24 protein-coding genes and 1 pseudogene are annotated in these 23,524 nt (G+C 64.6%); 13 read left to right on the plus strand and 12 right to left on the minus strand.

All coding sequences use genetic code 11. The features are described 5' to 3' along the window. Window positions 1-99: 99 nt before the first annotated feature. Entirely contained in the window at window positions 100-882 is a 783-nt protein-coding gene (locus P6U27_RS35680) for a DUF2865 domain-containing protein (protein WP_129146440.1), read from the plus strand. Window positions 883-1,001: 119 nt separating this feature from the next. On the opposite strand, the gene P6U27_RS35685 is transcribed toward P6U27_RS35680, so the two are convergent. The 6 genes from P6U27_RS35685 to P6U27_RS35710 form a co-directional block, all read right to left on the minus strand. Beyond that, window positions 1,002-1,433 (minus strand): hypothetical protein, encoded by a 432-nt coding sequence (locus P6U27_RS35685; protein ID WP_407193473.1) that lies wholly within the window; start codon window positions 1,431-1,433, stop codon window positions 1,002-1,004. 117 nt (window positions 1,434-1,550) lie between these two features. Further along, window positions 1,551-2,249, minus strand: a complete 699-nt coding sequence (gene pdeM, locus P6U27_RS35690; protein ID WP_129145863.1) for a ligase-associated DNA damage response endonuclease PdeM — start codon at window positions 2,247-2,249, stop codon at window positions 1,551-1,553. 151 nt (window positions 2,250-2,400) lie between these two features. Next, window positions 2,401-4,977, minus strand: coding sequence for a ligase-associated DNA damage response DEXH box helicase (locus P6U27_RS35695; protein WP_209295260.1), 2,577 nt, complete (start codon window positions 4,975-4,977; stop codon window positions 2,401-2,403). Between the two features lie 76 nt (window positions 4,978-5,053). Continuing rightward, on the minus strand, window positions 5,054-5,419 hold the full coding sequence (locus P6U27_RS35700; protein WP_122406037.1) for a nuclear transport factor 2 family protein: 366 nt from the start codon (window positions 5,417-5,419) through the stop codon (window positions 5,054-5,056). Window positions 5,420-5,530: 111 nt separating this feature from the next. Continuing rightward, window positions 5,531-5,881, minus strand: coding sequence for a RidA family protein (locus P6U27_RS35705; RefSeq protein WP_027575148.1), 351 nt, complete (start codon window positions 5,879-5,881; stop codon window positions 5,531-5,533). A gap of 96 nt (window positions 5,882-5,977) precedes the next feature. Next, the gene (locus tag P6U27_RS35710; protein ID WP_129145882.1) at window positions 5,978-6,901 is read right to left on the minus strand and encodes a PHB depolymerase family esterase; all 924 of its coding nucleotides are present in this window, start codon (window positions 6,899-6,901) and stop codon (window positions 5,978-5,980) included. Window positions 6,902-7,205: 304 nt separating this feature from the next. On the opposite strand from P6U27_RS35710, the pseudogene P6U27_RS35715 reads away from it, so the two are divergent. The 5 genes and pseudogenes from P6U27_RS35715 to P6U27_RS35735 form a co-directional block, all read left to right on the plus strand. Next, a pseudogene (locus P6U27_RS35715) lies at window positions 7,206-7,406 on the plus strand (PAS domain-containing protein); the annotation flags it as partial. Window positions 7,407-7,683: 277 nt separating this feature from the next. Beyond that, entirely contained in the window at window positions 7,684-8,112 is a 429-nt protein-coding gene (locus P6U27_RS35720) for a PAS domain-containing protein (RefSeq protein WP_407194532.1), read from the plus strand. A gap of 342 nt (window positions 8,113-8,454) precedes the next feature. Further along, complete coding sequence (locus tag P6U27_RS35725) at window positions 8,455-9,018, plus strand: hypothetical protein (RefSeq protein ID WP_407193474.1); 564 nt, start codon at window positions 8,455-8,457, stop codon at window positions 9,016-9,018. A gap of 22 nt (window positions 9,019-9,040) precedes the next feature. After that, window positions 9,041-10,708 carry a methyl-accepting chemotaxis protein gene (locus tag P6U27_RS35730; RefSeq protein ID WP_407193475.1) on the plus strand — a complete coding sequence of 556 codons (1,668 nt, stop codon included), beginning with the start codon at window positions 9,041-9,043 and terminating at the stop codon, window positions 10,706-10,708. Window positions 10,709-10,751: 43 nt separating this feature from the next. Next, entirely contained in the window at window positions 10,752-11,057 is a 306-nt protein-coding gene (locus P6U27_RS35735; protein ID WP_122406040.1) for a hypothetical protein, read from the plus strand. A gap of 37 nt (window positions 11,058-11,094) precedes the next feature. Here the strand turns inward: P6U27_RS35735 and P6U27_RS35740 are convergent, their stop codons facing one another. Next, window positions 11,095-12,753, minus strand: a complete 1,659-nt coding sequence (locus P6U27_RS35740) for an FAD-binding dehydrogenase (RefSeq protein ID WP_129145867.1) — start codon at window positions 12,751-12,753, stop codon at window positions 11,095-11,097. 265 nt (window positions 12,754-13,018) lie between these two features. Between P6U27_RS35740 and P6U27_RS35745 the strand changes: the two genes are divergently transcribed. From P6U27_RS35745 to P6U27_RS35765, 5 genes are all read left to right on the plus strand, one after another. Beyond that, complete coding sequence (locus P6U27_RS35745; protein WP_162500495.1) at window positions 13,019-13,540, plus strand: hypothetical protein; 522 nt, start codon at window positions 13,019-13,021, stop codon at window positions 13,538-13,540. A gap of 110 nt (window positions 13,541-13,650) precedes the next feature. Continuing rightward, window positions 13,651-13,845, plus strand: a complete 195-nt coding sequence (locus P6U27_RS35750) for a hypothetical protein (protein WP_122406042.1) — start codon at window positions 13,651-13,653, stop codon at window positions 13,843-13,845. A 24-nt stretch (window positions 13,846-13,869) separates the two neighbouring features. Next, a complete protein-coding gene (locus P6U27_RS35755) occupies window positions 13,870-14,460 on the plus strand; it encodes an SCO family protein (protein ID WP_122406043.1) in 591 nt (196 codons plus the stop codon). 163 nt (window positions 14,461-14,623) lie between these two features. After that, complete coding sequence (locus P6U27_RS35760; protein ID WP_129145870.1) at window positions 14,624-15,556, plus strand: transporter substrate-binding domain-containing protein; 933 nt, start codon at window positions 14,624-14,626, stop codon at window positions 15,554-15,556. Window positions 15,557-15,740: 184 nt separating this feature from the next. After that, window positions 15,741-17,384: a lysine--tRNA ligase gene (locus P6U27_RS35765; protein WP_122406980.1), complete on the plus strand. Its 1,644-nt coding sequence runs from the start codon at window positions 15,741-15,743 to the stop codon at window positions 17,382-17,384. A 111-nt stretch (window positions 17,385-17,495) separates the two neighbouring features. Here P6U27_RS35765 and P6U27_RS35770 read toward each other — a convergent pair whose 3' ends face one another. From P6U27_RS35770 to P6U27_RS35780, 3 genes are all read right to left on the minus strand, one after another. Then, complete coding sequence (locus tag P6U27_RS35770; protein WP_129145871.1) at window positions 17,496-18,443, minus strand: 2-dehydropantoate 2-reductase; 948 nt, start codon at window positions 18,441-18,443, stop codon at window positions 17,496-17,498. 64 nt (window positions 18,444-18,507) lie between these two features. Then, window positions 18,508-18,903 (minus strand): helix-turn-helix domain-containing protein, encoded by a 396-nt coding sequence (locus P6U27_RS35775; RefSeq protein WP_376707290.1) that lies wholly within the window; start codon window positions 18,901-18,903, stop codon window positions 18,508-18,510. A gap of 18 nt (window positions 18,904-18,921) precedes the next feature. After that, window positions 18,922-19,578, minus strand: coding sequence for a helix-turn-helix transcriptional regulator (locus P6U27_RS35780; RefSeq protein ID WP_122406045.1), 657 nt, complete (start codon window positions 19,576-19,578; stop codon window positions 18,922-18,924). 295 nt (window positions 19,579-19,873) lie between these two features. Between P6U27_RS35780 and P6U27_RS35785 the strand changes: the two genes are divergently transcribed. Together P6U27_RS35785 and P6U27_RS35790 are read left to right on the plus strand one after the other, a co-directional pair. Then, window positions 19,874-20,218: a DUF952 domain-containing protein gene (locus P6U27_RS35785; protein ID WP_122406046.1), complete on the plus strand. Its 345-nt coding sequence runs from the start codon at window positions 19,874-19,876 to the stop codon at window positions 20,216-20,218. Continuing rightward, entirely contained in the window at window positions 20,215-21,312 is a 1,098-nt protein-coding gene (locus tag P6U27_RS35790) for a quinone-dependent dihydroorotate dehydrogenase (RefSeq protein ID WP_122406047.1), read from the plus strand. Before P6U27_RS35785 ends, P6U27_RS35790 begins: the two co-directional genes overlap by 4 nt. A 130-nt stretch (window positions 21,313-21,442) precedes the next feature. On the opposite strand, the gene P6U27_RS35795 is transcribed toward P6U27_RS35790, so the two are convergent. Together P6U27_RS35795 and P6U27_RS35800 are read right to left on the minus strand one after the other, a co-directional pair. Next, window positions 21,443-22,768, minus strand: a complete 1,326-nt coding sequence (locus tag P6U27_RS35795; protein WP_122406048.1) for an MATE family efflux transporter — start codon at window positions 22,766-22,768, stop codon at window positions 21,443-21,445. A gap of 1 nt (window position 22,769) precedes the next feature. After that, window positions 22,770-23,504: an MBL fold metallo-hydrolase gene (locus tag P6U27_RS35800; RefSeq protein ID WP_122406049.1), complete on the minus strand. Its 735-nt coding sequence runs from the start codon at window positions 23,502-23,504 to the stop codon at window positions 22,770-22,772. Between the last annotated feature and the right edge of the window lie 20 nt (window positions 23,505-23,524).

Genomic DNA, 23,524 nt, shown 5'->3' on the forward strand with positions numbered 1-23,524 from the left:
CATGTGCTGAGACCCGAAGGGTTCCAGCCGGTCAGTAGCGTCGGGTGGAGTAGGCGGTTGCGTACAATCTCGTCCCATGCGCGCCGGCGGCGTCGCGCGATGCCTGTGGCCGCCATCCTTGCCGCGCCGCTACTTGCGGCTCCGGCCCCGGTTTCGGCCGAAGGCCTGTTCGACTTCCTCTTCGGCGGAATGCAGCAGCAGCGGCCCCAGCGCGAGGTGCCGCAGCAAGCGAGTTCCTACACCGACCCCTTCACCGGCCAGCAAAATGCGGCGACCCCGCAATATGTGCCGCCGACCCGCTCGGCCGCGGCCGGCGGCTCGGGCCCGGCCTTCTGCGTGCGCAGTTGCGACGGAAAATATTTTCCGCTGATGCGCGGCCTCGCCTCGCCCGCACAGATGTGTCAGGCGTTCTGTCCCGCCAGCCCGACCAAGATCTATTTCGGCTCGTCGATCGATGGCGCCTATTCGCAGGCCGGCGAGCGCTACGCCGACAGCGAGAACGCGTTCGCCTATCGCAAGGCGCTGCGCGCCGACTGCACCTGCAACGGCCGCGAGCCCGCCGGCCTCGCCCCGGTCGATCTCGCGCTGGATTCATCGCTGAAAGCCGGCGACGTGATCGCCACCACCGACGGCCTCGTCGCCTACACCGGCATCCGCGTCGGCAACGACCAGGCTGCGGACTTCACCCCGGTTGCCTCCTACCCCGGCCTCACGGCCCAGGTCCGCGCGCGCCTCGGCGAGATGAAGGTGGCGCCGGTGCGGGCCGACACGGTGTCGGCAGATGCGCCGACGTCAACCGAGATCGTGCGCGAGGCGCTGCCGGATGTGTCGGTGCCGAAGACGACGGCGCAGAAGCCGGCGAAGCGGGCGGGGCTGGATTAGCCCTCACCTGCATCCGAGCCGTCATTGCTAGGAGCGCTTGCGACGAAGCAATCCAGGATCCCTCCGCGGAGAGATTCTGGATTGCCTCGCTGCGCTCGCAATGACGGAGTTTGCGGCACTCACCTCCCGATGATCACCCCGATCACGTTCGGTGCTGCCAGATATTTCTCCTCGATCGCCGCCCGCGCAGCGGCGCGGTTTTCCGGCGTCAGGAGGCCGCGCTTCTCGGCCAGAATCATCCAGCAAAAGCCCCACCAATCGGTCAGCATGCCCGCTTCGCCTATGAGGTCGTAACCCTGCTCGGCTGCGAAGGTGCGCGCATGCGCCTCGTCCAGCGTGTCGAGAAACAGATGGTCCTCGGTCGAGAACAGATCGTCGCTGATGTCGTCGATGGTGTAGCCCCAGATCGACTGGCACACCGCGTTGAACTCGCGATCGAACTGGTCGTCATCGACGGCGTAACTCCGTGCCGCCTGATGCAGCCGCGACAGCGAGCGCGCGAAATCGGCGATCCGGGTGAGGGCAAACTGGTCGAAGGCAATGGTGGACATGTAGTCCTCGCAAAGTCGGACAGACGCTAGATATTGTGTCGGCCATGCGCCGAATCACAATGATATATCAAAGACTTGCTAAAGTGTTCTTAATTTGTTCCGGACGCGACCCATTCCTCAATAGCAGCGCGAGGCCGCAACGGCGTGGACGCGGCGGTCGCCGAGGATATGGGCGACAAAGCCGTTCTCCGGAAAGATCCTGGCGAAGGCGGCGTCGCGGATGCTGAGGCCGCCGGCATAGGCGCCGAAAGCGGGCATTACGGCACGCATCCCATCGCTGGCGAAGCAGCGGCGCTCCATCGAGCGGCCGCGCGCGGAGACGCGCGCCTTGGGATGCAGATGGCCGGCGATCTCGCCGGCCGCCCCGGTCGGCTCGTGGCGAAAAGTGATGGGGCCGACCGCAACCTCGCCGGCGACGGTGCCGCCGAGATCGCGCGGCAGGATGGGATCATGATTACCCGAGATCCAGATCCAGTCGCGGCCGGTCTGGAGTGCGGCGACGGCGTCGCGGTCCTCCGCCGACAGCCGCTCATGCGCGGTGCGGTCGTGAAAACTGTCGCCAAGCGCGATGACGATGCGTGGATCATGGCGGGAGATGACAGCAGCGAGCCGGCCGAGCGTTGCGATGGTATCGTAAGGCGGCAGCAGCACGCCGCGCGTCGCGAAGCTCGAACCTTTCTCCAGATGCAGGTCGGAGACGACCAGCAGGCGCTGCTCTTCCCAGAACAGCGCCCCGGAGAGATCGGTGTGGAGTGCGATGCCGGCGACATCCAGTCTGCCTGTCGAAGTAATCGATAGCGCAACATGCTCCGTCATGGCCGGGCTTGTCCCGCCTGCGCCGCCGAAGCCGCTTCGGCGCGGCGAAGGCCCGGCAATCCACGTTCTTGCGGCAGCAAAGACGTGGATGCCCGGGTCAAGCCCGGGCATGACGATGTGGATGGGATTGCGCGCCTCACCGGCAAATTCTCTACGACATCGCTTCCTTAACGAGTTCGTCGGCGGCTTCCGCCAACAATTCGTCTGCAGCCTCGCCATAGACTGACTCGCGGCCGATTTCCAGCATCACGGGGACCGCCAGCGGAGAGACGTGGTCGAGTTCCCGGTGCGTGATGCGGCCCTGGATGCGTATCAGCATGTCGCCGAGGCGGCGCAGGTCGAGCAGGCCCGTGGCGGCATCGGCGCGTGCGGCTCGGAGCAGGACGTGATCGGCCTGGTGCTTGCGCAGCACGTCATAGACGAGATCGGTCGAGAACAGCACCTGGCGGCGGCTTTTCTCTTCGCCGGTGTGGCGCCGCGCGATCAGGCCGGAGATGATCGCGCAATTGCGGAACGTGCGCTTCATCAGCGCGGATTCGGCGAGCCAGGCTTCGAGATCGTCGCCGAGCATGTCGGGGGCGAACAGCGCATTGAGGTCGATCCGATTGTTGCGGATCATGAAGGAGAGGTCGCCAAGTCCCCAGATCGCCACCGCATATTCGTTGGCGACGAAGCCGAGCGGCCGCGCGCGGGCGCGCTCCAGCCGCCGCGTCAGCAGCATGCCGAGGGTCTGGTGCGCGAGGCGGCCTTCGAAAGGATAGCAGACGAGATAGTGCTTGTTGGCGCGCGGAAAGCTCTCGACCAGGAGCTCGCGCACTGCGGGCACGCGCGAAACATCCTTCTGCAGCGACAGCCAATCGCGCACCTGCTCCGGCAAGCCGCCCCATGCGCGGCCATCATCGAGCAGGCGGCGGACGCGCTCGGCGAGATAGGTCGACAACGGGAATTTGCCGCCCATATAGGAGGGCACTTTCGGATCCTTGTCGTACGCACGCGAGACATAGACCTGATCCTCGACCAGCGTCTCGTAGCGCACCACTTCGCCTGAGAACACGAAGGTGTCGCCGGGGCTGAGGCCCTCGATGAAGGCCTCCTCGATCTCACCGAGCAGCCTGCCGCCGCGCGCGATCACGCCGGTCGAGCCCGTACCGCCGCCGCGGGAGCGCACCAGGCGCACCTTCAGCATGTCGTCCTCGACGATGGTGCCGACATTCAGCCTGTAGCTCTGCCGCACCCTGGGATTGGCGACGCGCCAGCGGCCTTCCTTGTCCTGCTTGATGCGGGCGAAGCGCTCATAGGTCTTCAGCGCGTAGCCGCCGGAGGCGACGAAATCGACGACGTCGTCGAAATCCTGCCGCGACAGATCGGCGTAAGGCGCGGCGGTGCGCACTTCGTCGTAGAGCTCGTCGGAAAAGAACGGCTCGCCGCAGGCGCAGCCGAGCACGTGCTGCGCCAGCACGTCGAGTGCACCCGTGCGCAAGGGCGGCGTGTCCTGCGCATTCTCGGCGATCGCATCGATGGCGACGCGGCATTCCAGCACCTCGAAGCGGTTGGCCGGCACCAGCACGGCGCGGGAGGCTTCGTCGAGGCGATGATTGGCGCGGCCGATGCGCTGCATCAGGCGCGAAGAGCCCTTGGGCGCGCCGATATTGACCACCAGATCGACGTCGCCCCAGTCGACGCCGAGATCGAGCGAGGAGGTGCAGACCACGCCGCGCAGTCGACCCGCCGACATGGCGTCCTCGACCTTGCGGCGCTGTGCGACGTCGAGCGAGCCGTGATGCAGCGCGATGGCAAGGCCATCGTCGTTCATGCTCCAGAGATGCTGGAACAGCATCTCGGCCTGGCTGCGGGTGTTGACGAAGACCAGCGTGGTCTTGTTGGCCTTGATCAGCTCGTAGATCTCGGGGAGCGCGTGGCGCGCGCTGTGGCCGGCCCAGGGCAGCCGCTCGCGCGTATCGAGCATCTCGACCACGGGCGGCGCGGCACCGCCGGCCATGACGATATCGGCGGCGACTTCCCGGCCTTCGGGCTGCGGCACCAGGAAGCGCGCGAGCTGCTCCGGCTCGGCTACGGTTGCCGACAGGCCGATCGCGCGCATTTGCGGCGCGAGGCGCCACAGCCGCGCCAGCCCGAGCGAGAGCAGATCGCCGCGCTTGGACGTCACCAGCGCATGCAGCTCGTCGAGCACGATGCGCTTCAGGGAGGAAAACAGGAACGGTGCGTCGTCGGAGGAGAGCAGCAGCGCGAGCTGCTCGGGCGTTGTCAGCAACACGTCCGGCGGATAGCGCCGCTGCCGCTGGCGCCGCGACACCGGCGTGTCGCCGGTGCGGGTCTCGACCTTGATCGGCAGCGCCATCTCCGCGATCGGCCGCTCCAAATTGCGCGCGATGTCGACGGCGAGCGCCTTCAGCGGCGAAATGTACAGGGTGTGCAGGCCACCGCTGCGCTGCACGTTGCGCCCGGTGGAGACGAGACTCTTCTTCGCGCCCGCATCTCGTGTCGCGGGCTGCGCCGAAAGCTCCACCAGCGTCGGCAGAAACCCCGCAAGCGTCTTGCCGGCGCCGGTCGGCGCAATCAAGAGCGCCGAACGGTCGTCGCGCGCCTTCTCCAGCAGCGCCAATTGATGCGCGCGCGGCGACCAGCCGCGGGCTGCGAACCACGCCTGGAAGCGATCCGGCAGCAGCGCGGCCGGCTCGGCCGATGTTTGGAGAATACGGGGCGGCACGGCATGACAGGTAAGCCGCAGGAGCGGATTCGTCGAGGGGTGGCCCTTCCCGCCTGCGCGAGAAGGGCCAGAGGTCTCACGCCCCGGTCGGCACCTGGTCCAGAAATCCGGTCACGCTGCTGATGCGCCCGTCCCTCAGCACGGCAAAATCGGTGCCTTTGATCGGGCTGTCGGCGCCGTCAGGACCAAGTCCCCACGAGAAGCGGATGTGGTCGCCGTAGCCGTCGGGCTCGCCGATCAGCTTGAATTTGAAATCGGGAAAGCGCTGCTGCACGCCGGCGATCAGCGCCTCGATGCCGTCGCGGCCGTCACCCTTCATCACGGGATCGACATAGCGCGCATCCGTCGTCCAGCTTTCGCTGAGCAGTTCGCGGCGACGACCTGCCGTGCGTTCGTTCCAGAGCTCGACATAGCGGCAGGCGATGGTGTTGGGATCAGTCATGATGTGCTCCTTCGATGGCGCCGTATTGTCCGGCTGACCCGACTATCGAAGGTTCACGCGCGTTGATCGATTACCTCGGAGGTCATCAACGCGCGTGAAGTTCTCGCGACATCACTTCGCCGCGGTCACCATGATCTCGACCGTGTATTGCGGGGCCGCCAGCTTGGCCTCGACGGTGGCGCGCGCGGGGGTGTTGCCGGGCGACACCCAGGCGTCCCACACCGCGTTCATCTCGCCGAAGGTCTTCATGTCGGTGATGTAGATCGTGGCGGACAGCAGCTTCGATTTGTCGGTGCCGGCCTTGGCGAGGTGGCCGTCGATGGTCGCCAGGATGTCCTGGGTTTGCTTCGTGACGCTTTCGCCGGCCGCCTTGTTGGCGACGACGCCGGCGAGATAGACGGTGTTGCCGTGCACGACGACCTGGCTCATGCGCGGGCCGGTTTCAAAACGCTGAATGCTCATTGGGGATCTCCTGGTGGAATGGCGGCCCTGTCTAGCCCAGCGATTTGCGGCGAGCCACCCCTGACACGCATGCATTGCCTGGCACGCATGCGTCGTTCACGGAAACTGACTGAAGAACGTCCAGATCGTTTCGGCGCCGTCGATGTCGCCGTTTTGCGGTCCGAGCAGGCTCCTGGCGACCTTCGGGAAGCGGGCATCCGGAGCAAAGCCGGGCATGCGGTGGCCGCCATGGTTGATGCGATAGAGCACGACGTCGTGCCCAGTCGGGCAGCGCGAGCTGATCCGTGTCACTGTGGACTGGTCTGCGGGCGCCCTGTCGGGCAGGTCGGTCACCCCGGCATCATCGGTCTCGCAGCCATTGAGCCTGCGCCAGAACGCCAGCGTCTCCTCGGTCGACCAGAACCCGTCCGCGGCAAAATAGCTCGATCCGTGTCCGCCCTCGTAGGGCACCAGCGGGTCGGCCGTGCCGTTCATGAGCAGCATCGGCAGCGGTCGCGACGGATGGCAGGTGACGGCAGCCTCATCGGTGAGATTCATGATCACGCTCGCAGCGGCCGCGAACAGATCGGCCCGGGCGCAAGCGAGCGTCATTGCCATGGCGCCGCCATTGGAGATGCCGGTGACATAAACGCGCTTCGGGTCGGCCGTGCCGTCGGCCACCAGCTTCTCGACGAGTTTTGTGATGAACGCGACGTCGTCGGTGCCCTCGGGTGGGCCGCGCAGCGCGGGCCCCGCCTTGGTCCTCGCATCGGCCCAGGCGTGATTGAGTCCGTCCGGAAAGACAACGGCCAGACCCTCGCGCCTGGCAAGCTGCGGCCAGGCCGTCCGCGCGACCATGTCGGCGCCACGCTGCGTCTTACCATGCAGCACGATCACCAGCGGTGCGGGCTTTTTCGCCGGCAATTGCGCGGTGTAGGAGCGCTTCACGCCGTTAACATCGACGGTGTCCGCCCATGCAGGCGAGAAGCAGCAGATCACCGCCAACCAGAACAGGGCAACGTGCAAGGCGCGTCGTATCATCCAGGCCATGATCGGTATCATCGATGGCGTTTGGCCGGTTCGACGCCAACCAAGTTCAAGATTTCGGCGCGAACGTCGACCACATGTATATACCGCCTGATGGCATAAATATTATGCAGCAATCGCGAATTGAGCTGCGTGAACGAGCGATGTAATATAGACTGCAATTATTAGTTGAGACTTAATTTCACGACGGGGGGCTGAATTGCGCCACCTGGAGAGCTACCTCGACCCTTCGGAGATACTTCGTCTTTTTGAAGAAAAATTTGGGACCGGCGTCGGGCACTGCGATGCTGAAGGCCGGATGCAGTGGTCGCGTGGCTTTTACGGCCTGCTGGGACTCGATCCCCATACCGTCGCGCCCAGCTATGCGGAAATCGAGAGACGAATTCATCCGGAGGATCGCCGTCCGCAGCGCGATCCACGCGGATTCGCGTTCGACCGGTCTTTGCTCGACGGCGAGTTTCGCATCATCCGGCCGAATCGTGCGCTGCGCTGGCTCCGCATCCAGTCCGAGACTTTTTTGAACTCCGCCGGCGAGCCGGAATGCGTGGTCGGCGTTGCCATCGACATCACCGAACATCGCAGATCGCTGCAGCCTCTCAAGATGGATGCGGATCGCTACGCGGCGCTGACGCAGGTCGCAGGCGGACTGCTGTGGGTCGGCAGCCAGGATGGCCGGATTACCGCGCTTTTGAACGCGGAGAACCAGCCGGACGCACACCGGTTTTTCGGCAAAGGCTGGCTCGACCTGCTTCCCGAAGAGGAGCGCGAAAACGGCCTTGCGGATCTGGGCGGCCGCCGCCGAAACGGGACAGCCCTACGATGTCGAGCATCGACTGCGCCAGTCCGACGGCTCCTACCGCTGGTACCATTGCAGGGCTGTGCCGGTCCCGGACGCGGATGGCGGTATTCGGGAGTGGTTGGGAATCTCCACGGACGTGCACGAGGGGCGGCTCTCGGCCCAGCACGTCTCGACGTCGAGGTTGACCGGTGCGCAATTGCGCGCGGCCCGCGGCATGCTGAACTGGTCGGTGAAACAGCTCGCCGCGCGAACCGGCGTTTCTGCCGCCGTGATTCGCCGGCTTGAGGAGCAGAACGGTCTCTTGCGGCTGCCCGACGAGACATTGACGAGCCTTCGCGACACGCTCTCGTCCGCGGGCATCGAGTTCATCTTCGGAGCCGGAAAACCTGGCGTGAGGCCAAGATGATCGTCACGCCGCCAATCGCGGTGGCGATCGATATTTGCGCAGGCCGAATGAGATGCTTCGCACCTGTTTTGATGGTGGCGCAGCGCTCTGTCGATGGAGACGCAAAAAGCCGGCAAGCCCTGCGTCTTGCCGGCTGCGGAAGTAGCGCGCAATTTTTGCGCGTTGAGAGAGCTTGCGAACAAATTTTTCTTAATGCCGCAATAAGCAATTTTGGTCACCTTGTCGGCACACGTCCAAGTCAGAATCGAAAGGACGTGAAACTGACGGTAGTAGCGGGTAGCGGGGCGCTGCATCATCGTCCGGATTGCTCGAGCGGCGCGCGCTTCGATCTGTCCGGGATCATTGCCAGCCGAGCACGCCAATGCGCGGCACGATGGGGTATCGCCCAATCCGGTCACGTCAAACGACCGTGCCCGTCTGCGGCATCGTTCGCGCGGGAATTTTCATGCGACGTCTTTAGGCCTGAAGCCCATAACTTCGGAGTGTTTGCCAGTGTCCTATTTCAGATTGCGTATCGGTGGCCGGTTGATCGCCGGATTTGCTGCAGTCTGTGCCATCATCGCACTTTCCGTCGGCTACACCGTATTCGAAGTCGGGCGCATTTCCACGACGGTCAATCGCATGACGAATCTGCGCACGCCCGTCGCGCTGGCGAGCACCGAGCTGATCGGCAACCTCTATTCGACGCTCGCCACCTTGCGCGGCTATTTGCTCAGTGGGAATCCGCAAGGCAAGCTCGATCGCGCGTCGATGTGGAAGGAAATGGATAGGACAGTAGCCGCATTCGACGAGCAGGCGGCGCAGTTCACCAATCCGGAGAACCGGCAGAAGTGGGAGCAGGCCAAGCTGTTGCTCGCCGAGTCGCACGGCGCAGGACAAGGCCGAAGCGATCGCTTTCACCCCTGATGCCTATCCCGCGACCAAGCTCATGGTCATCGAGGCCAGCCCGCGCGCAGACATGATCTTCTCCGAGATCACGAAGATGATCGATCAGGAGGAGGCACAGGAAGCGACGCCGGAACGGAAGAAATTGCTCAAGGCAATGGCCGATGCGCGGGGCAATTTTGCCGCTGCCACGGCTCAGCTCCGGATGTACCTGCTTTCGGGCGAAAAGACCGACAAGGATAAATTCGTGAGGCCATGGGAAGCCTTTGAGAAAGGCTATGCCGGAGTCAATGCGCATAAGGATCTGCTCACCGCCTCGCAGCAGGCGTCCTTCGATAGGATCGCAAAGGCGAAAAGCGAGTTCGCGCCCCTCTATGAAAGGATCTTCGCGCTTCGCGAGTCTCCGGACTGGAACGCGCCGGTTCATCTGCTGGTGACCGAAGCCGCGCCGCGCGCCGCAAGGATTCTCGACCTGCTCGACGGACCCAAGGGCGTCGATGGCACCCGCTCGGGAGGCATCAAGTCCGATCAGAAACGGATGCTCGCCGAGGAGACGCTGGGCGTGCAGGAGAGCATCTCGCTGCTGAAGCTGGTCTTGTGGACGCTGTTGGCAGCGGGAGTCGGCCTTGGCGGGACAATCGCATTGTTCACGTCCCGCTCAATCGCCGCGCCGATCCGGGGGATGACCTTTGCCATGGGCAAGCTCGCCGGCGGCGACACCTCCACGAACGTTCCCTGCGTGGGCCGCACCGACGAGGTCGGCGAGATGGCCAATGCGGTCCAGGTGTTCAAAGACAACATGATCGAGGCCGACCGTCTGCGTGCCGAGCAGGCACAAATGGAGGCTCGCGCTGCCGCTCAGCGCAAGGCCGACATGCACAGGCTCGCGGGTCAGTTCGAAGACGCGGTCGGCGACATCGTGAACACGCTGTCGTCCTCGGCGACGGAGCTCGAAGCGGCGGCCCGGACCCTGAGCAAGGCAGCGGACAGCACCCAGGAGCTGTCGAGCGTCGTCTCTGCCGCCTCCGAGGAAGCCTCGACCAACGTTCAATCGGTTGCCTCCGCCACCGAAGAGATGAGCTCGTCAGTGACCGAAATCAGCCGCCAGGTGCAGGACGCCGCCAGAATTGCCGGCGCGGCGGTGGAGCAGGCGCAGAGGACCAATGATCGGGTCAACAAGCTGTCGCAGGCGGCCACCCGCATCGGCGACGTCGTCGAACTCATCAACACGATCGCCGGGCAGACCAATCTGCTCGCTCTGAACGCCACGATCGAAGCGGCGCGAGCCGGCGAAGCGGGGCGCGGCTTTGCTGTGGTTGCGTCCGAGGTCAAGGCGCTGGCCGAGCAGACAGCGAAGGCGACCGGAGAGATCGGTCATCAGATCGCCGACATTCAAGCCGCCACCCAGGAGTCGGTGGTCGCGATCAAGGAGATCAGCGGAACAATCGGCAGGATCTCGGAGATTTCTTCGGCGATCGCATCGGCAGTCGAAGAGCAGGGAGCGGCCACGCAGGAGATTGCCCGCAATATCCAGCAGGCGGCGCAAGGTACCAACCAGGTCGCAGCCAACATCGGCGATGTGAAGCACGGGGCAGCGGAGACTGGTTCGGCTTCGACCCAGGTGCTTGCCTCCGCGCAAATGCTGTCGAGGGACAGCGCACGATTGCACTCCGAGGTCGAGCAGTTCCTGACCACGGTTCGCGCGGCCTGACCCGAAGAGACCAAGACCCCGCCATGATGCATGAGGGAACGCGATGGCCGATCGAAACACGCAAGAAGCGCTAGCGGGGGCGGTCGATAACGTCATCGCGTTGCCGCTTCGCCAAACCAGCCTGGTCGCCGACATCATGAGAGACTGCGATTCGCTGCGGCAAGCCATCGTGACGATGCAGCAATGTCTCGGGGCGCTCGGCGACCTTATCCGAAATCTCGATGACAGGCCGGAGGAGGCCGAGCGACTTCGAGCCCACATGGCCGAGCTGAACGAGCTGTTGTCTCTGCGGCTCGATCAGCTCTCGCTGACCGAACGCCTGTTGCAGGAGATGGTTCGCCGCGGCTGAGGCCGGTGCGCCACCGTGCACCGGCCAGCCTTGTCAGTCACCCAACCGCCTTGGCGGCGGCACGGCCTGCATTGCGCCCGGAGAACAGGCAGCCGCCGAGGAAAGTGCCCTCGAGCGAGCGATAGCCATGCACGCCGCCACCACCGAAGCCGGCGGCTTCACCGACGGCGTAGAGGCCCGGAATGACCCTGCCCTCTTCCCCAAACACGCGGGAGTCGAGATCGGTCTCGAAGCCGCCCAGCGTCTTGCGGGTGAGGATGTTGAGCTTCACCGCGATCAGCGGCCCCTGCGCGGGATCCAGGATGCGATGCGGCGAGGCGGTGCGGATCAACTTGTCTCCGATATAGCGCCGCGCATTATGGATGTTCATGATCTGCGCATCCTTGACGTAAGGATTGGCGATCTCGCGGTCGCGCGCCTCGATCTGCATTTTGATGTGCTCGAGCTTGAGCAGATCGCTGCCGGCGAGCTCGTTCATGGCCGCAACAAGGTCCTCGAGCTTGTCCCGTACGATGAAGTCGACACCACGGCTTTTGAACGCCTCCACCGGCGCTGGCGCGCCCTTGTTGGTGGCGCGGCGCAAGGTCATGCGCCAGCTCTTGCCGGTCAGGTCCGGGTTCTGCTCCGAGCCCGACAGCGCAAATTCCTTCTTGATGATGCTCTGGGTCAGAATGAACCAGGAATAATCATAACCCGTCGACATGATGTATTTGAGCTGGCCGAGCGTGTCGGAGCCCGGGAACAGCGGCGCCGGCAATCGGGTACCGGTCGCGTCGAACCACATCGACGAGGGACCCGGCAGGATGCGGATGCCGTGGCGCGGCCAGATCGGCGACCAGTTCTGGATGCCCTCGACATAGTGCCACATGCGGTCGCGGTTGATCAGCCGCGCGCCGGTCTTTTCGGTGATGCCGATCATGCGGCCGTCGACATGCTCGGGCACGCCAGAGATCATGAACTTCGGGGGATCGCCGAGCCGCTTCGGCCAATTCTGCCGCACCAGCTCGTGATTGCCGCCGATGCCGCCGGAGGCGACGATCACGGCCTGCGCCTTCAGCGCAAACTGGCCGACGATGTTGCGCGAGGAACTCTTTCCGCGCTCGACATCGTCTGGCGCGAGCACGGCGCCACTGACGCCATCCACGGTACCATTGGTGACGGACAGCGCATCGACGCGATGGCGGAACCTGAAAATCAACCGGCCACTCTTCGTCGCCTCACGTGCGCGGCGCTCGAACGGCTCGACGATGCCGGGCCCGGTTCCCCAGGTGACGTGAAAGCGCGGTACCGAATTGCCGTGGCCCATTGCGTCGTAGCCGCCGCGCTCGGCCCAGCCGACCACGGGGAAGATGCGGTGGCCCATCGCGCGCAGCCAGCCGCGCTTCTCGCCGGCCGCGAACGCCACATAGGCCTCGGCCCATTGGCGCGGCCAGAAATCCTCGTCGCGGTCGAAGCCGGCGGTGCCGAGCCAGTCCTGCATCGCGAGCTCAAACGAGTCCTTGATGCCGAGCCGGCGCTGCTCCGGCGAATCGACCAGGAACAATCCGCCGAACGACCAGAACGCCTGACCGCCGAGCGATTGCTCGCCTTCCTGCTCGACGACGATCACGCGCTTGCCCGCGTCGGCGATTTCGGTGGCGGCAACGAGGCCCGACAGTCCCGCGCCGACCACGATGATGTCGGTTTCTTCAGCCATGTGTTTCCGCCTCCATGAGTTCCCCCCTGTAATTGCCCGGATTGAAGCCAGCGGTTGTAACTGAGATCAAGGGTATGGCGCGTAAGACCTCGTTAACGTGTTCCACTTTGGGATAGACACAGGCGGAGTGCAGCGCGGACGCAACACTGGATTTGAATTTGTTTTGCGCCGGGCGGCCTGCCTAGACAAAACCTTGGTTACAACAGACGCTAGCTGTGCATCACCACCTGACACGCAGATTCGAATACGACTGGGGCGGGGGACAATGAAGTTTCTGACGGGATTGCTTGCGGCGGTTCTCTTGATCGCGGGCATGGGGGCTTCTCACGCGGTGGTTCGGATCGCTGATGACCGCGGCGGCCGAATTGGAACCTACGTCGATAGATACCAGGATCTCAGGCAATCAGGCGAGACCGTCATCATCGACGGCCTCTGCGCTTCCGCCTGCACCATCGTCCTCGGCGCCATCCCACACAACCGGATCTGCGTGACCTCGCATGCGACGCTTGGCTTCCACGCCGCCTGGGATTTCGGCGCCAACGGCCGCGCCGTCACCAATCCTGAAGCAACCCAGATGCTCTATGCGATGTATCCCTCGCAGGTGAGGCGCTGGATCGGCCAGCGGGGCGGGCTTACCCCACGCATGCTCTTCCTGAGGGGCAAGCAGCTCGAGGCCATGTACCGGCCCTGTTATCTGGATGCGCAGGCCTCGACGGCCAAGCCGTCGCGCCGGTCGCTCCCACAAGCGGAGCAACTCGAATCCGCTCGGGGCCAGTTCCTCCACTGATCGTCGCAGCATGACGGCGTTCCTTTGCGCCGCTGACAGCGTCTTGCCCGCAGGCGGCGCAAGGCCTATCTGAAAGCCTGGGAACCGGGACCTTCGTCCCGATCGTTGTCATGGCTCAACCATTACATCCCGCGCATCCACTATCGGACAATTCGCCCACTGCCGGCCGGATGTCATCCGTGCTGCTGTGGGCCGGCGCGGCAATCGGCGGTCTCGTCCTGATTGGCGCGCTGGCGCTCTGGTTCCACTATGGCAGCCAGGTATTCTTCGAAATGCTCAGGACCGGCTTTGCCGCCTGCTTCTGACCTGCGACAGGAAGTTTTTCACCCATGAGCCCCGCCACCCGTCCGCTGGTGATCGCGACTGCCTTTGCCGCAAGCCTCATTGCCGGGCTCCTGATCATGTTCTGGGCCATGGGCGGGGTCAGCAAGGTGGCGCAGCCGGCGGCGATCGGCGGCCCGTTCCAGCTGACCGACCAGAACGGCAAAGCCGTCACGGACAAGAGCCTCAAGGGCAAGCCGACCCTGATCTTCTTCGGCTACACCCATTGCCCCGACGTCTGCCCAACCTCGCTGTTCGAGATCTCGGAAGTGCTGCGGGCGATGGGCAAGGACGCCGATAAGGTCAATGCCGTCTTCATCTCGGTCGATCCCGAGCGCGACACACCGGCGACGATGAAGGATTATCTGTCGAGCTTCGATCCCCACCTCGAGGGGCTGTCCGGCGATCCTGCCGAGACAGCCAAGGTGATCACCTCCTACCGGGTTTATGCCAAGAAGGTCCCGACCAAGGACGGCGACTACACCATGGACCACACTGCGCTGGTCTATCTGATGGATCGCGACGGCCGCTTCGTCTCGCCGTTCAATCTGAAGCGAACGCCGGAAGAGGCGGCAGCTGATTTGAAGCGGTATCTCTGAGGGCCTGATCCAACCGCAGCTGCTTCAAGTTCGTGGATGCCCGGGACAAGCCCGGGCATGACGACCAAGGGACCTTTACCGAGCCCACAATCGGCACTCGCCTTCGCAGCCGAATGGTCTATAAGGCCCTCCGATCCCAACGAAATTCATTGCTTTCCGGTCGATGGCTTCATCGCAACAGGCGAAATCGTTCAAATCTGCCCGTGGCTTGCTGATGGGGTTGGCCGCCGCCGCGTGCCTGCTCGCAGCCCAGCCTGCCGAGGCCCAGACGCCAGCCAAGCGGCCTCCGGCAGCGCCACAGACCCCCCCTCAGGCCGTCCCCCAAGCAGCCCCGCAGGCCGTGCCCGGCTTCTGGGACCCACGTCGGCGACCGGAGCGGCCGGACCTGTCGCGCCTGACCGTGATCCGCTTCCTGACCGAGACCGACTATCCGCCGTTCAACTTCACCGGCGCGGACGGCAATCCGGCCGGCTTCAATGTCGATCTCGCCCGCAGCCTGTGCGAGGAGATCAAGGTCACCTGCACGGTGCAGATGCGGCGTTTCGAGACGCTGGTCGATGCGCTCACCTCCAACCGGGGCGACGCCATCATCGCCTCGATGGCGGTGAGCCCGCAGCTGCGCGCCCGCGTCGACTTCACCGATCCCTATTACCGGGTGCCGGCGCGCTTCGTCTCGCGCAAGGATGCGGTGATGCCGGAGATCCGGCCCGAATATCTCGAGGGCAAGAAGGTCGGCGTGATCGCCGGCTCCGCGCATGAGGCTTATCTCAAGGCGATGTTCACCGATGCCGAGCTGCATGCCTATCCCGGTGACGACGCGATGCGCGCAGCTTTACGCAGAGGCGAGGTCGATTTCATCTTCGGCGACGCCATCTCGCTGGCGTTCTGGATCAACGGCACCGATTCCGGCGATTGCTGTGCCTTTTCCGGCGGCCCCTTCGTCGAGAGCCGTTTCTTCGGCGAAGGCATCGGCATCGCCGTGCGCAAGGGCAACGACGTGCTGCGCCAGGCCTTGAACTGGGCGATGTTCCGCGTCTGGGAAAAAGGCCGCTACACCGATCTGTGGCTGCGGTATTTCTCGGTGAGCCCGTTCTAGTTTCTTCGCTGATCTCTCCGCCGTCATTGCGAGGAGCCTTTGCGACGAAGCAAATCCAGACTGTTTTCCGCGGAAAGATTCTGGATTGCTTCGCTTCGCTCGCAATGACGGTGCAAGAGGCTACACCGCCCACAAATTGCATTCTGCCCGGAAATCGCTATTTTCCGCGGCCCGGAGGCCCCTGATGTCCGTTATCGATCTTGCCGCGAACCCGAGCGACCTGCGTGCGCTCGCCGAACAGTCCAACGCCTGGCCGTTCGAGCAGGCGAAGGCCATTGTCGCGCGGCTGAAGAAAAGCCCGAAGGACGAGGTGCTGTTCGAGACCGGCTACGGCCCGTCGGGCCTGCCGCATATCGGCACGTTCGGTGAGGTCGCGCGCACCTCGATGGTGCGCCATGCCTTCCGGGTGCTGACCGAGGACAAGATCAAGACGCGCCTCTTGGCATTCTCCGACGACATGGACGGATTTCGGAAAGTGCCCGACAACGTCCCCAACAAGGAGATGCTGGCGGAGCATCTCGGCAAGCCGCTGACGCGGGTGCCGGATCCGTTCTCCAACGAGTACCCGTCGTTCGGCGCGCACAATAACGCGCGCTTGCGCGCCTTCCTCGATCATTTCGGCTTCGACTACGAGTTCGCGAGCTCGACCGACTACTACACGTCCGGCCGCTTCGATGCGACGCTGCTGAAGATGCTCGCTGCCTACGACAAGATCATGGCGATCATCCTGCCGACGCTGGGGCCGGACCGCCGCGCGACGTACTCCCCGTTCCTGCCGATCAGCAAGACCACGGGCGTCGTGCTGCAGGTGCCGATGATCCGCCGCGACGTCGCGGCCGGCACCGTGACCTATGTCGATCCAGACACAAACGAGGAAGTCGAGACGACCGTCACCGGCGGCAACGTCAAATGTCAGTGGAAGGCCGACTGGGCGATGCGCTGGGTCGCGCTCGGCGTCGACTATGAGATGGCCGGCAAGGATCTCATCGATTCCGTGAAGCTCTCCGGCGCCATCGCGAAGGCGCTCGGCGGCACGCCGCCCGAGGGCTTCAACTACGAGCTCTTCCTCGACGAGAAGGGCCAGAAGATCTCGAAGTCGAAGGGCAATGGCCTCACCATCGACGAATGGCTGCGCTACGCCTCGCCGGAATCGCTGTCGCTGTTCATGTATCGCGAGCCGAAGGCGGCCAAGCGGCTGTATTTCGACGTCATCCCGCGCAATGTCGACGACTACCAGCAGTTCCTCGATGGCTTTCCGAAGCAGGACGGCAAGCAGCAGCTCGGCAATCCGGTCTGGCACATCCACAACGGCAAGCCGCCGAAGGGCGACATGCCCGTCACCTTCCAGCTGCTGCTCACCTTGGTGTCGTCGTCGAACGCGGAGAACGCCGAGACGCTGTGGGGTTTCATCGGCCGCTATCGTCCCGGCGTGACGCCGCAGACGCATCCGAAGCTGGATGCGATGGTCGGCTATGCCATCAACTACTACCGCGACTTCGTCGCGCCGACGAAACAGTTCCGCGAACCAACCGAGACCGAGCGCGCGGCATTGCAGGATCTGCGCGATGCGCTATCGCAATTGCCGCAGGACGCCACGGCCGAGGACATCCAGAACGTCGTCTATGAGATCGGCCGCCGCGAGCCGTTCCTCGATCAGATCAAGAAGGGCAAGGACGGCCGCCCGGGCGTCACGCTCGACTGGTTCAACATGCTCTATCAGGTGCTGCTCGGCCAGGAGAAGGGCCCGCGCTTCGGCTCCTTCGTCGCCGTGTACGGCGTGCAGAACGCGGTGAACATGATCGACGGCGCGCTGGCGCGGAGCGCGTAGATGCGGCCTGCCTCTACGGCATGATCCGGTGCATCTCGGGATAGCTCGTGAAATTGCTCTCGCTCACGTCGGCCGGATCGAATGCCGGAAGTCTCGGTTTCGATGGTGCGGTCACTTCGCTTTCTCCATCAGGCCAGGGATCGGCGCGGCATCGGCCGCGCGCATCAAGGTCAGCAGCACGCGGCAGAGCGGCGTTGCGATCTGGTGGCGCTCGCCGGCCGCGATCACCGCGCCGGTGAGCGCGTCCACCTCCGAGCGCCGCCCCGCCAGCCGGTCGAAATACATCGAGGTGCCGGCATCGGGCGGGAACGTCATCAGCATTGCCCGCAGCTTCAAGGCTTCGTCGTCTGCGAGCCGGGCGCCGTCGGCGCGCGCGACCGCGGCGGCTTCTTCCAGGGCGGAGAGCACCAGCGAGCCCATGTCCTCGCGCCTGAACACGCCCTGGCGCTGCAGCGTGAGCGCGGTGATCGGATTGGCGATCGCGTTGAGCAGCAGCTTGCGCCAGGCCATCGTCTTGAATTCGGGGCTGACCAGGATCTGCATTCCCGTGCCTTCGAGCAATTCCACGAAGGCACGGCCACCGGCATCATCGCTCACCGCAAAATCATGGTCGCTGGCGCGGCGGTAGCGCACGCGGTCGGGCGCAAGCCGCTCACCATTGTAATAGACGATGGTCGGCACGACGGTCGCCCCTCCGACGAATGGCGCAAGCCGTTCGGTGTGGCCCATGCCGTTCTGCAGGACCGCGACATGCGTGCTGGCGCCGCAGAGCCGCTGCAGCCAGGGCGAGCTCGAGGCGGTATCCTGCGCCTTGGTGCACAGCAGCACCCAGTCATGGATGTCGGCCTGTGCCGGATCCGTCAATATACGTGGCCGCGCTTCGATCGTGCGGTCGGGACGTTCCACCACCAGCCGCGCAATCCCGTGTCTGACGCAGGCGGTGACGTCGTGCCGGCCGGTCGCATCGAGCGCGCCGGCAATGACGCCGCCAATGCTGCCCAGGCCGACGACGGCGACCCGGCGGCGCCCGGTCGTTGCGGCATGATCGATCGTGGACATCGCGGAACCTCCAGGCATCGCTTAAAATGTATGTTCCCTGGGAGTATTTGCTGAAATTGCGGCGTCAGCCAGCCCGCGCGGCCTGTGCAAACTGCAGGGGCGTGATGCCGTAGCAGCGCCTGAAGTGCTTGTTGAGTGCGGCCTGATCGCAAAATCCCGCCGCCGGCGCGCTGTCCGCCAGCGAACGACCGTGTCTCAGGAGACGGCAAGCCGCGTTGAGCCCGATGTGCACGAGATAGGCGTGCGGGGTAAGGCCAACCGCGCTTGACCAGCTCGCCCGCCACGCAGGGCCCACCAGTTTCCAGCTGATCGGGCCTTCAATGCGTGACGGTGATTCATCATCTTCCCCCTCGAGACGAATTTGGTCGGCAATAGGGGGCGCAACCTGTGCGAGAGCGGCAGTGAGTCGCAAGGTTGCGGCAGACAAAACGCGGCCTGGCTGATGTCGTCGCCTGATCACGACGTCGGCGGGAAACAATCACTGGCTTGCCCACAGGATGCGCGCGATCCACGCGACATCGCCGGCCGCCATCGTGCGATCGGCCTGCGTCCCATCGAGCGGTTCGAGCTCCAGCGCCTTTGTGGTGCGGCGCTTCAGCGTCGCGACCGTCATCTCACCCGCTTTGCTCCTCACCACCACGCGATCGCCTTTGCGGATCGGCGCGCCGGGTGAGACCAGGACGATGTCGCCGTCGCGATAGACAGGCGCAAGTGCATGGCCGGAAATCTCCAGTGCAAACGTGTGGCGGTCCTCGGAGGTGGGAAGCGCGATTTCGGTCCAGCCCCTGCCGGATGGAAGGCCGGCCTCGTCGAAAGCGCCGCTCGTTCCGGCCTGCGCGAGGCCGAGCAGCGGCACCGAACGGCCGTCGCCGGCGCGGTCGTCCTCAATCAATTTCGCAAAGCTGTCGATCGAAGCGTCGGCGGCGGCCAGCGCCTTTGCGATCGATTCGGTCGAAGGCCAGCGCTCGCGGCCGTCAGCGGTAATGCGCTTGGACCTGTTGAAGGTGGTGGGATCGAGCCCGGCACGCTTGGCGAGGCCGGACGGCGACAATCCGGCGCGCGCCGCCAGCTGATCCAGCGCGGCCCAGATCTCGCCGTGAGTCAGCATCCTCTGCGCTTTGGCCTGTCTGACCATGGAAGGTCCAGCCCGTCGCAACTCAGGAAAACTGTCCTCAAATCAACCGGTTTTCCGTTTTTCGCGCAAGGGGCAGCGGGCGAAAGCGTTTTCAATCGAAATGGCTATCGGTTCGCGTCACGAAAACGCGTCAAAACAGGAATCCAGAGCGCCGTTTCCGATTTCATCGGACCGGAAAAGGCTCTAGATCTTGAGTTCGGAAGGGCCGGCCTTTACGGTCGCGCCCGGGTTTCGAAGACCCGCGAGAGACGAAAAAACCCAAAAGACTCAAAGAACAAACAAGGCTGCGTAAGCGGTGGTCAAGATCTACAAAATCTGTCCGGCCTCGGCCTGGCGCGAGGCGGAACGGCAGGGCGTCTACCGCGGCAGCGCGGATGACGCGCGCGACGGGTTCATCCATTTCTCGACCGCCGCCCAAGTTCCCGAAACCCTGCGCAAGCACTATTTCGGACAGCGCGCGCTGTTCCTGGTCGAGGTCGATGGCGATGCGCTGGGCAGCGAGCTGCGCTGGGAACGTTCGCGCAACGACGAGCTCTTTCCGCATCTCTATGGCGAGCTCGATCTCGGCGCGGTGATCGCGGTATTGAACCTCAACATGCGCTCCGACGGTGGTCACGATGTGCCGGAGCTCGCCCCGTGATCCGCGCGTTCGACGCCTTTTCGCTGCCGGTGCTGCGCTGGCTCGATCCCGAGGACGCGCATCGCCTGGCGATCCAGGGCCTGCGCTTCCTGCCACCGGTCAAGCCGCGTGCCGACGATCCCAAGCTCGCGGTGCGCGCCTTCGGGCTGAACTTTCCCAATCCGATCGGCATGGCCGCGGGCTTCGACAAGAGCGCCGAGGTACCGGACGCGCTGCTGCGGCTCGGATTTGGCTTCGTAGAGATCGGCTCGGTGACGCCGAAACCGCAAGAAGGCAATCCGCGGCCGCGGCTGTTCCGGCTCGAGCGCGACGAGGCGATCATCAACCGCATGGGTTTCAACAATGACGGCGCGGAGGCAGCCCTGCGCCGGCTTGCGGCGCGCGCGCAGCACGGCGGCATCGTCGGCGTCAATGTCGGCGCCAACAAGGATTCGCCGGACCGCGTCGCCGACTACGTCAAGCTGATCGAGACCTTTGCACCGGTCGCAAGCTATTTCACCGTCAACGTCTCTTCGCCGAACACGCCGGGCCTGCGCAATTTGCAGGAAGGCGCACTGCTCGACGACCTGCTCGTACGCGTGATCGACGCGCGCGAGCGGGTGCGTCAGAAGGCCGGCGACACGCCGGTGCTGCTCAAGATCGCGCCGGATTTGAGCCTTGCCCAGCTCGACGACGTGGTGCAGGTCGCGCGCTCGCGCCGGGTCGACGGCATGATCGTCTCGAACACCACGATCGCGCGGCCGAGCACGTTGCGTGAGGAGTCGCGGGCGAAGGAGCAAGGTGGCCTGTCCGGCCGACCGCTGTTCCGCCTGTCGACGCGGATGGTTGCGGAAACCTATGTGCGCGTCGAGGGCGCATTCCCGCTGATCGGCGTTGGCGGCGTCGACTCGGGCGGCGCCGCGCTGACCAAGATCCGTGCCGGCGCCAGCCTGATCCAGCTCTACTCATCGCTGGTCTATAAGGGTCTCGGCCTTGTCGACGAGATCAAGCGCGACCTGACCTCCACGCTGCTCCGGACGGGGCGGGATTCGCTGTCCGAGATCGTCGGCGCGGATGCGGCGACACTCACCGCGGAAGACTGGCCGAGGATGTGAGGCGGTCTCGTGCCCCGGACGCAGCGCAGCGCTCCTTCAGCGGTGCGCTGCAGAGCCGGGGCCCATACCTGCTGGGTCCCGGCTCTGCGTCGCGTCAATTTCATGCCGCGTCGCGTCCGGGACACGACGGCTAGATTTTCGAAAACGTCGCCCCGTAGAGCGCCGGATAGCGCGCGCCCTGCAAGCCGCCGCGGGCGACATAGAACGCGATCAGCGCGCTCCACAGGCCGGCATTGCCGAACGATTGCAGCGCCAGCCAGACGCCGAAAAAGATCGCCAGCGATAGCAGCATCAGATTGCGCATCTCGCGCGCCCAGGTCGCGCCGACATAGATGCCGTCGAAGCCGAAGGCGAACACACCGGGAATGGGCGCAAGCACGATGAACGGCAGGAAGTCGCGCGCGACGCGGCGAACATCCTCACTCGCCGTCATGACATTGATCAGCGCTGGCCCGAACAGCGCAAACAGCACCGCGACGACCAGCGCAAAGCCGAGGCCCCAGAGCAGCACCAGCCGCATCGAATCCGCAAAGCCTTTTGGATCGCGCGCGCCAAAGGTGCGGCCGCAGAGCTGCTGGGCTGCATTGGCGAGGCCGTCGAGAAAGAAGGCGCTGACCAGGAGGAAATTGTTGAGCACGGAGTTCGCCGCCAGCGTGACGTCGCCCGCGCGCGCGCCCTTGGCGGTGAAGAACAGGAACACGGCGATCAGCGCCGCGGTGCGGATCATGATGTCGGAATTCACCGCCAAGAGCCGCATCAGCTTGGCGCGATCGAACAGCGTTGCGCGAGGCACTTTGAAGCCGCCGGTCGCATAGCGACGGCAGACGATCACGCCCAGCACGAAGCCTGTCGTCTCCGACAGCAGCGCCGCGATCGCCGCGCCGGCGATGCCGGTGTCGTAAACCAGCACCAGCAGGATCGTCGCCACCATGTTGATGAGGTTGATGACGACCTGCAGCGCGAGCGCCGGATTGGCGCGGGCCTGCCCGACCAGCCAGCCCAGGATGACGTAATTGGCGAAGGCAAACGGCGAGGACCAGATCCGGATCATGAAGTAGGTCTTCGCAGCCTGCGTCACGCCCGCGCTGCCGCCCATCAGGTCGAACAGCAGGCCCCCCAGCGGCAGCTGCAGCGCAATCAGCGCCGCACCGATCAGGCCCGCGACGATGAAGCCGCGCACCAGGATCACGGTCTGCTCGCGCGTCTCGCCGGCGCCCAGCGCCTGCGCGGTGAACGCAAGCGTGCTCATGCGCAGGAAGCCGAACAGCCAGAACAGGCAGTCGAAGATGACGGAGGCCATCGCGACGCCGCCGAGCAGTGCGGCATCGTCGAGCCGGCCGATCGCGGTGGTCGAGACCACGCCGATCAGCGGCGTCGTGAGGTTCGCGACCATCGCGGGACCCGCGATGGCGAACACCTGGCGGGAGCCTATCCTGGGATGAACCGGTGCGTGCATGTCAGAACACGAGCACCATGCGGTCTTCGGCGGCGAGGTGTTCGATTTCATCCAGACGCGTCAGCATGTCGTCACTCATATGGGTGAGGACCAGCCGCTTGGCGCCGATTTCGGGCAAATGCTGTTCCAAAGTCTTCAGGCTGAGATGGTTCTTGACCACCTTCTCGTACATGTAGGCCTCAGCGATGAAAAGGTCCGCGCCATGCGCCAGCGGAATGAGCGTCTCCGTCCATTCGGTATCGGCGCTGTAGGCGAGCGTGCGGCCCTCGACCGCGACGCGATAGGCGAGGAATGGACCGCCGGATTCGCCGTGCACGACCGGATAGGGCGTCACCGTCACGGCGCCGAAGCTTCGGCTTTGCTCGGGTGCGAGTTCGACCACGTTCAGCTCGAAGCGCTGCTTGGTCTTGGAGGAATGCTCGAACAGGGCTTCCATCACTTGGGCAAGCCGCGACGCAATGCCTTGCGGACCCGCGATCGTCAGCGGCCGCGTCCGCCGTGAGAATTGCGCGTCGAGCAAGACAAACGGCAGCCCGGCAAAATGGTCGCCGTGGAAATGCGTGATCAGGATCAGGTCGATCTCGTTGCAATCGATCTCGAGCCGCTTCAGCGCCGGCAGCGCCGACGCGCCGCAATCAATCAGGAAGTTGGCTTCGCGTCCCGAGACATGGAAGCAGGTATTGAGCCTGCCACCGGAGCCGAAAGCGTCACCGCAGCCGACGAAACGCAGTTGCATCGGCTGCGCACTCCCTCAAT

Source organism: Bradyrhizobium sp. STM 3566 (genome assembly GCF_045571445.1).
GTDB classification, from domain to species: domain Bacteria; phylum Pseudomonadota; class Alphaproteobacteria; order Rhizobiales; family Xanthobacteraceae; genus Bradyrhizobium; species Bradyrhizobium vignae.

What these genes read in the sequence shown, in the direction of transcription:
- pdeM (WP_129145863.1), bottom strand. Translation starts at nt 2,249, where the DNA reads ATGACGGAGCATGTTGCGCTATCGATTACTTCGACAGGCAGACTGGAT.
- P6U27_RS35740 (WP_129145867.1), bottom strand. Translation starts at nt 12,753, where the DNA reads ATGGCTGAAGAAACCGACATCATCGTGGTCGGCGCGGGACTGTCGGGC.
- P6U27_RS35735 (WP_122406040.1), top strand. Translation starts at nt 10,752, where the DNA reads ATGGCCGATCGAAACACGCAAGAAGCGCTAGCGGGGGCGGTCGATAAC.
- P6U27_RS35730 (WP_407193475.1), top strand. Translation starts at nt 9,041, where the DNA reads ATGGTCATCGAGGCCAGCCCGCGCGCAGACATGATCTTCTCCGAGATC.
- P6U27_RS35710 (WP_129145882.1), bottom strand. Translation starts at nt 6,901, where the DNA reads ATGATACGACGCGCCTTGCACGTTGCCCTGTTCTGGTTGGCGGTGATC.
- P6U27_RS35705 (WP_027575148.1), bottom strand. Translation starts at nt 5,881, where the DNA reads ATGAGCATTCAGCGTTTTGAAACCGGCCCGCGCATGAGCCAGGTCGTC.
- P6U27_RS35800 (WP_122406049.1), bottom strand. Translation starts at nt 23,504, where the DNA reads ATGCAACTGCGTTTCGTCGGCTGCGGTGACGCTTTCGGCTCCGGTGGC.
- P6U27_RS35680 (WP_129146440.1), top strand. Translation starts at nt 100, where the DNA reads ATGCCTGTGGCCGCCATCCTTGCCGCGCCGCTACTTGCGGCTCCGGCC.
- P6U27_RS35770 (WP_129145871.1), bottom strand. Translation starts at nt 18,443, where the DNA reads ATGTCCACGATCGATCATGCCGCAACGACCGGGCGCCGCCGGGTCGCC.
- P6U27_RS35780 (WP_122406045.1), bottom strand. Translation starts at nt 19,578, where the DNA reads ATGGTCAGACAGGCCAAAGCGCAGAGGATGCTGACTCACGGCGAGATC.
- P6U27_RS35765 (WP_122406980.1), top strand. Translation starts at nt 15,741, where the DNA reads ATGTCCGTTATCGATCTTGCCGCGAACCCGAGCGACCTGCGTGCGCTC.
- P6U27_RS35755 (WP_122406043.1), top strand. Translation starts at nt 13,870, where the DNA reads ATGAGCCCCGCCACCCGTCCGCTGGTGATCGCGACTGCCTTTGCCGCA.
- P6U27_RS35750 (WP_122406042.1), top strand. Translation starts at nt 13,651, where the DNA reads ATGGCTCAACCATTACATCCCGCGCATCCACTATCGGACAATTCGCCC.
- P6U27_RS35760 (WP_129145870.1), top strand. Translation starts at nt 14,624, where the DNA reads ATGGCTTCATCGCAACAGGCGAAATCGTTCAAATCTGCCCGTGGCTTG.
- P6U27_RS35700 (WP_122406037.1), bottom strand. Translation starts at nt 5,419, where the DNA reads ATGACTGATCCCAACACCATCGCCTGCCGCTATGTCGAGCTCTGGAAC.
- P6U27_RS35795 (WP_122406048.1), bottom strand. Translation starts at nt 22,768, where the DNA reads ATGCACGCACCGGTTCATCCCAGGATAGGCTCCCGCCAGGTGTTCGCC.
- P6U27_RS35745 (WP_162500495.1), top strand. Translation starts at nt 13,019, where the DNA reads ATGAAGTTTCTGACGGGATTGCTTGCGGCGGTTCTCTTGATCGCGGGC.
- P6U27_RS35685 (WP_407193473.1), bottom strand. Translation starts at nt 1,433, where the DNA reads ATGTCCACCATTGCCTTCGACCAGTTTGCCCTCACCCGGATCGCCGAT.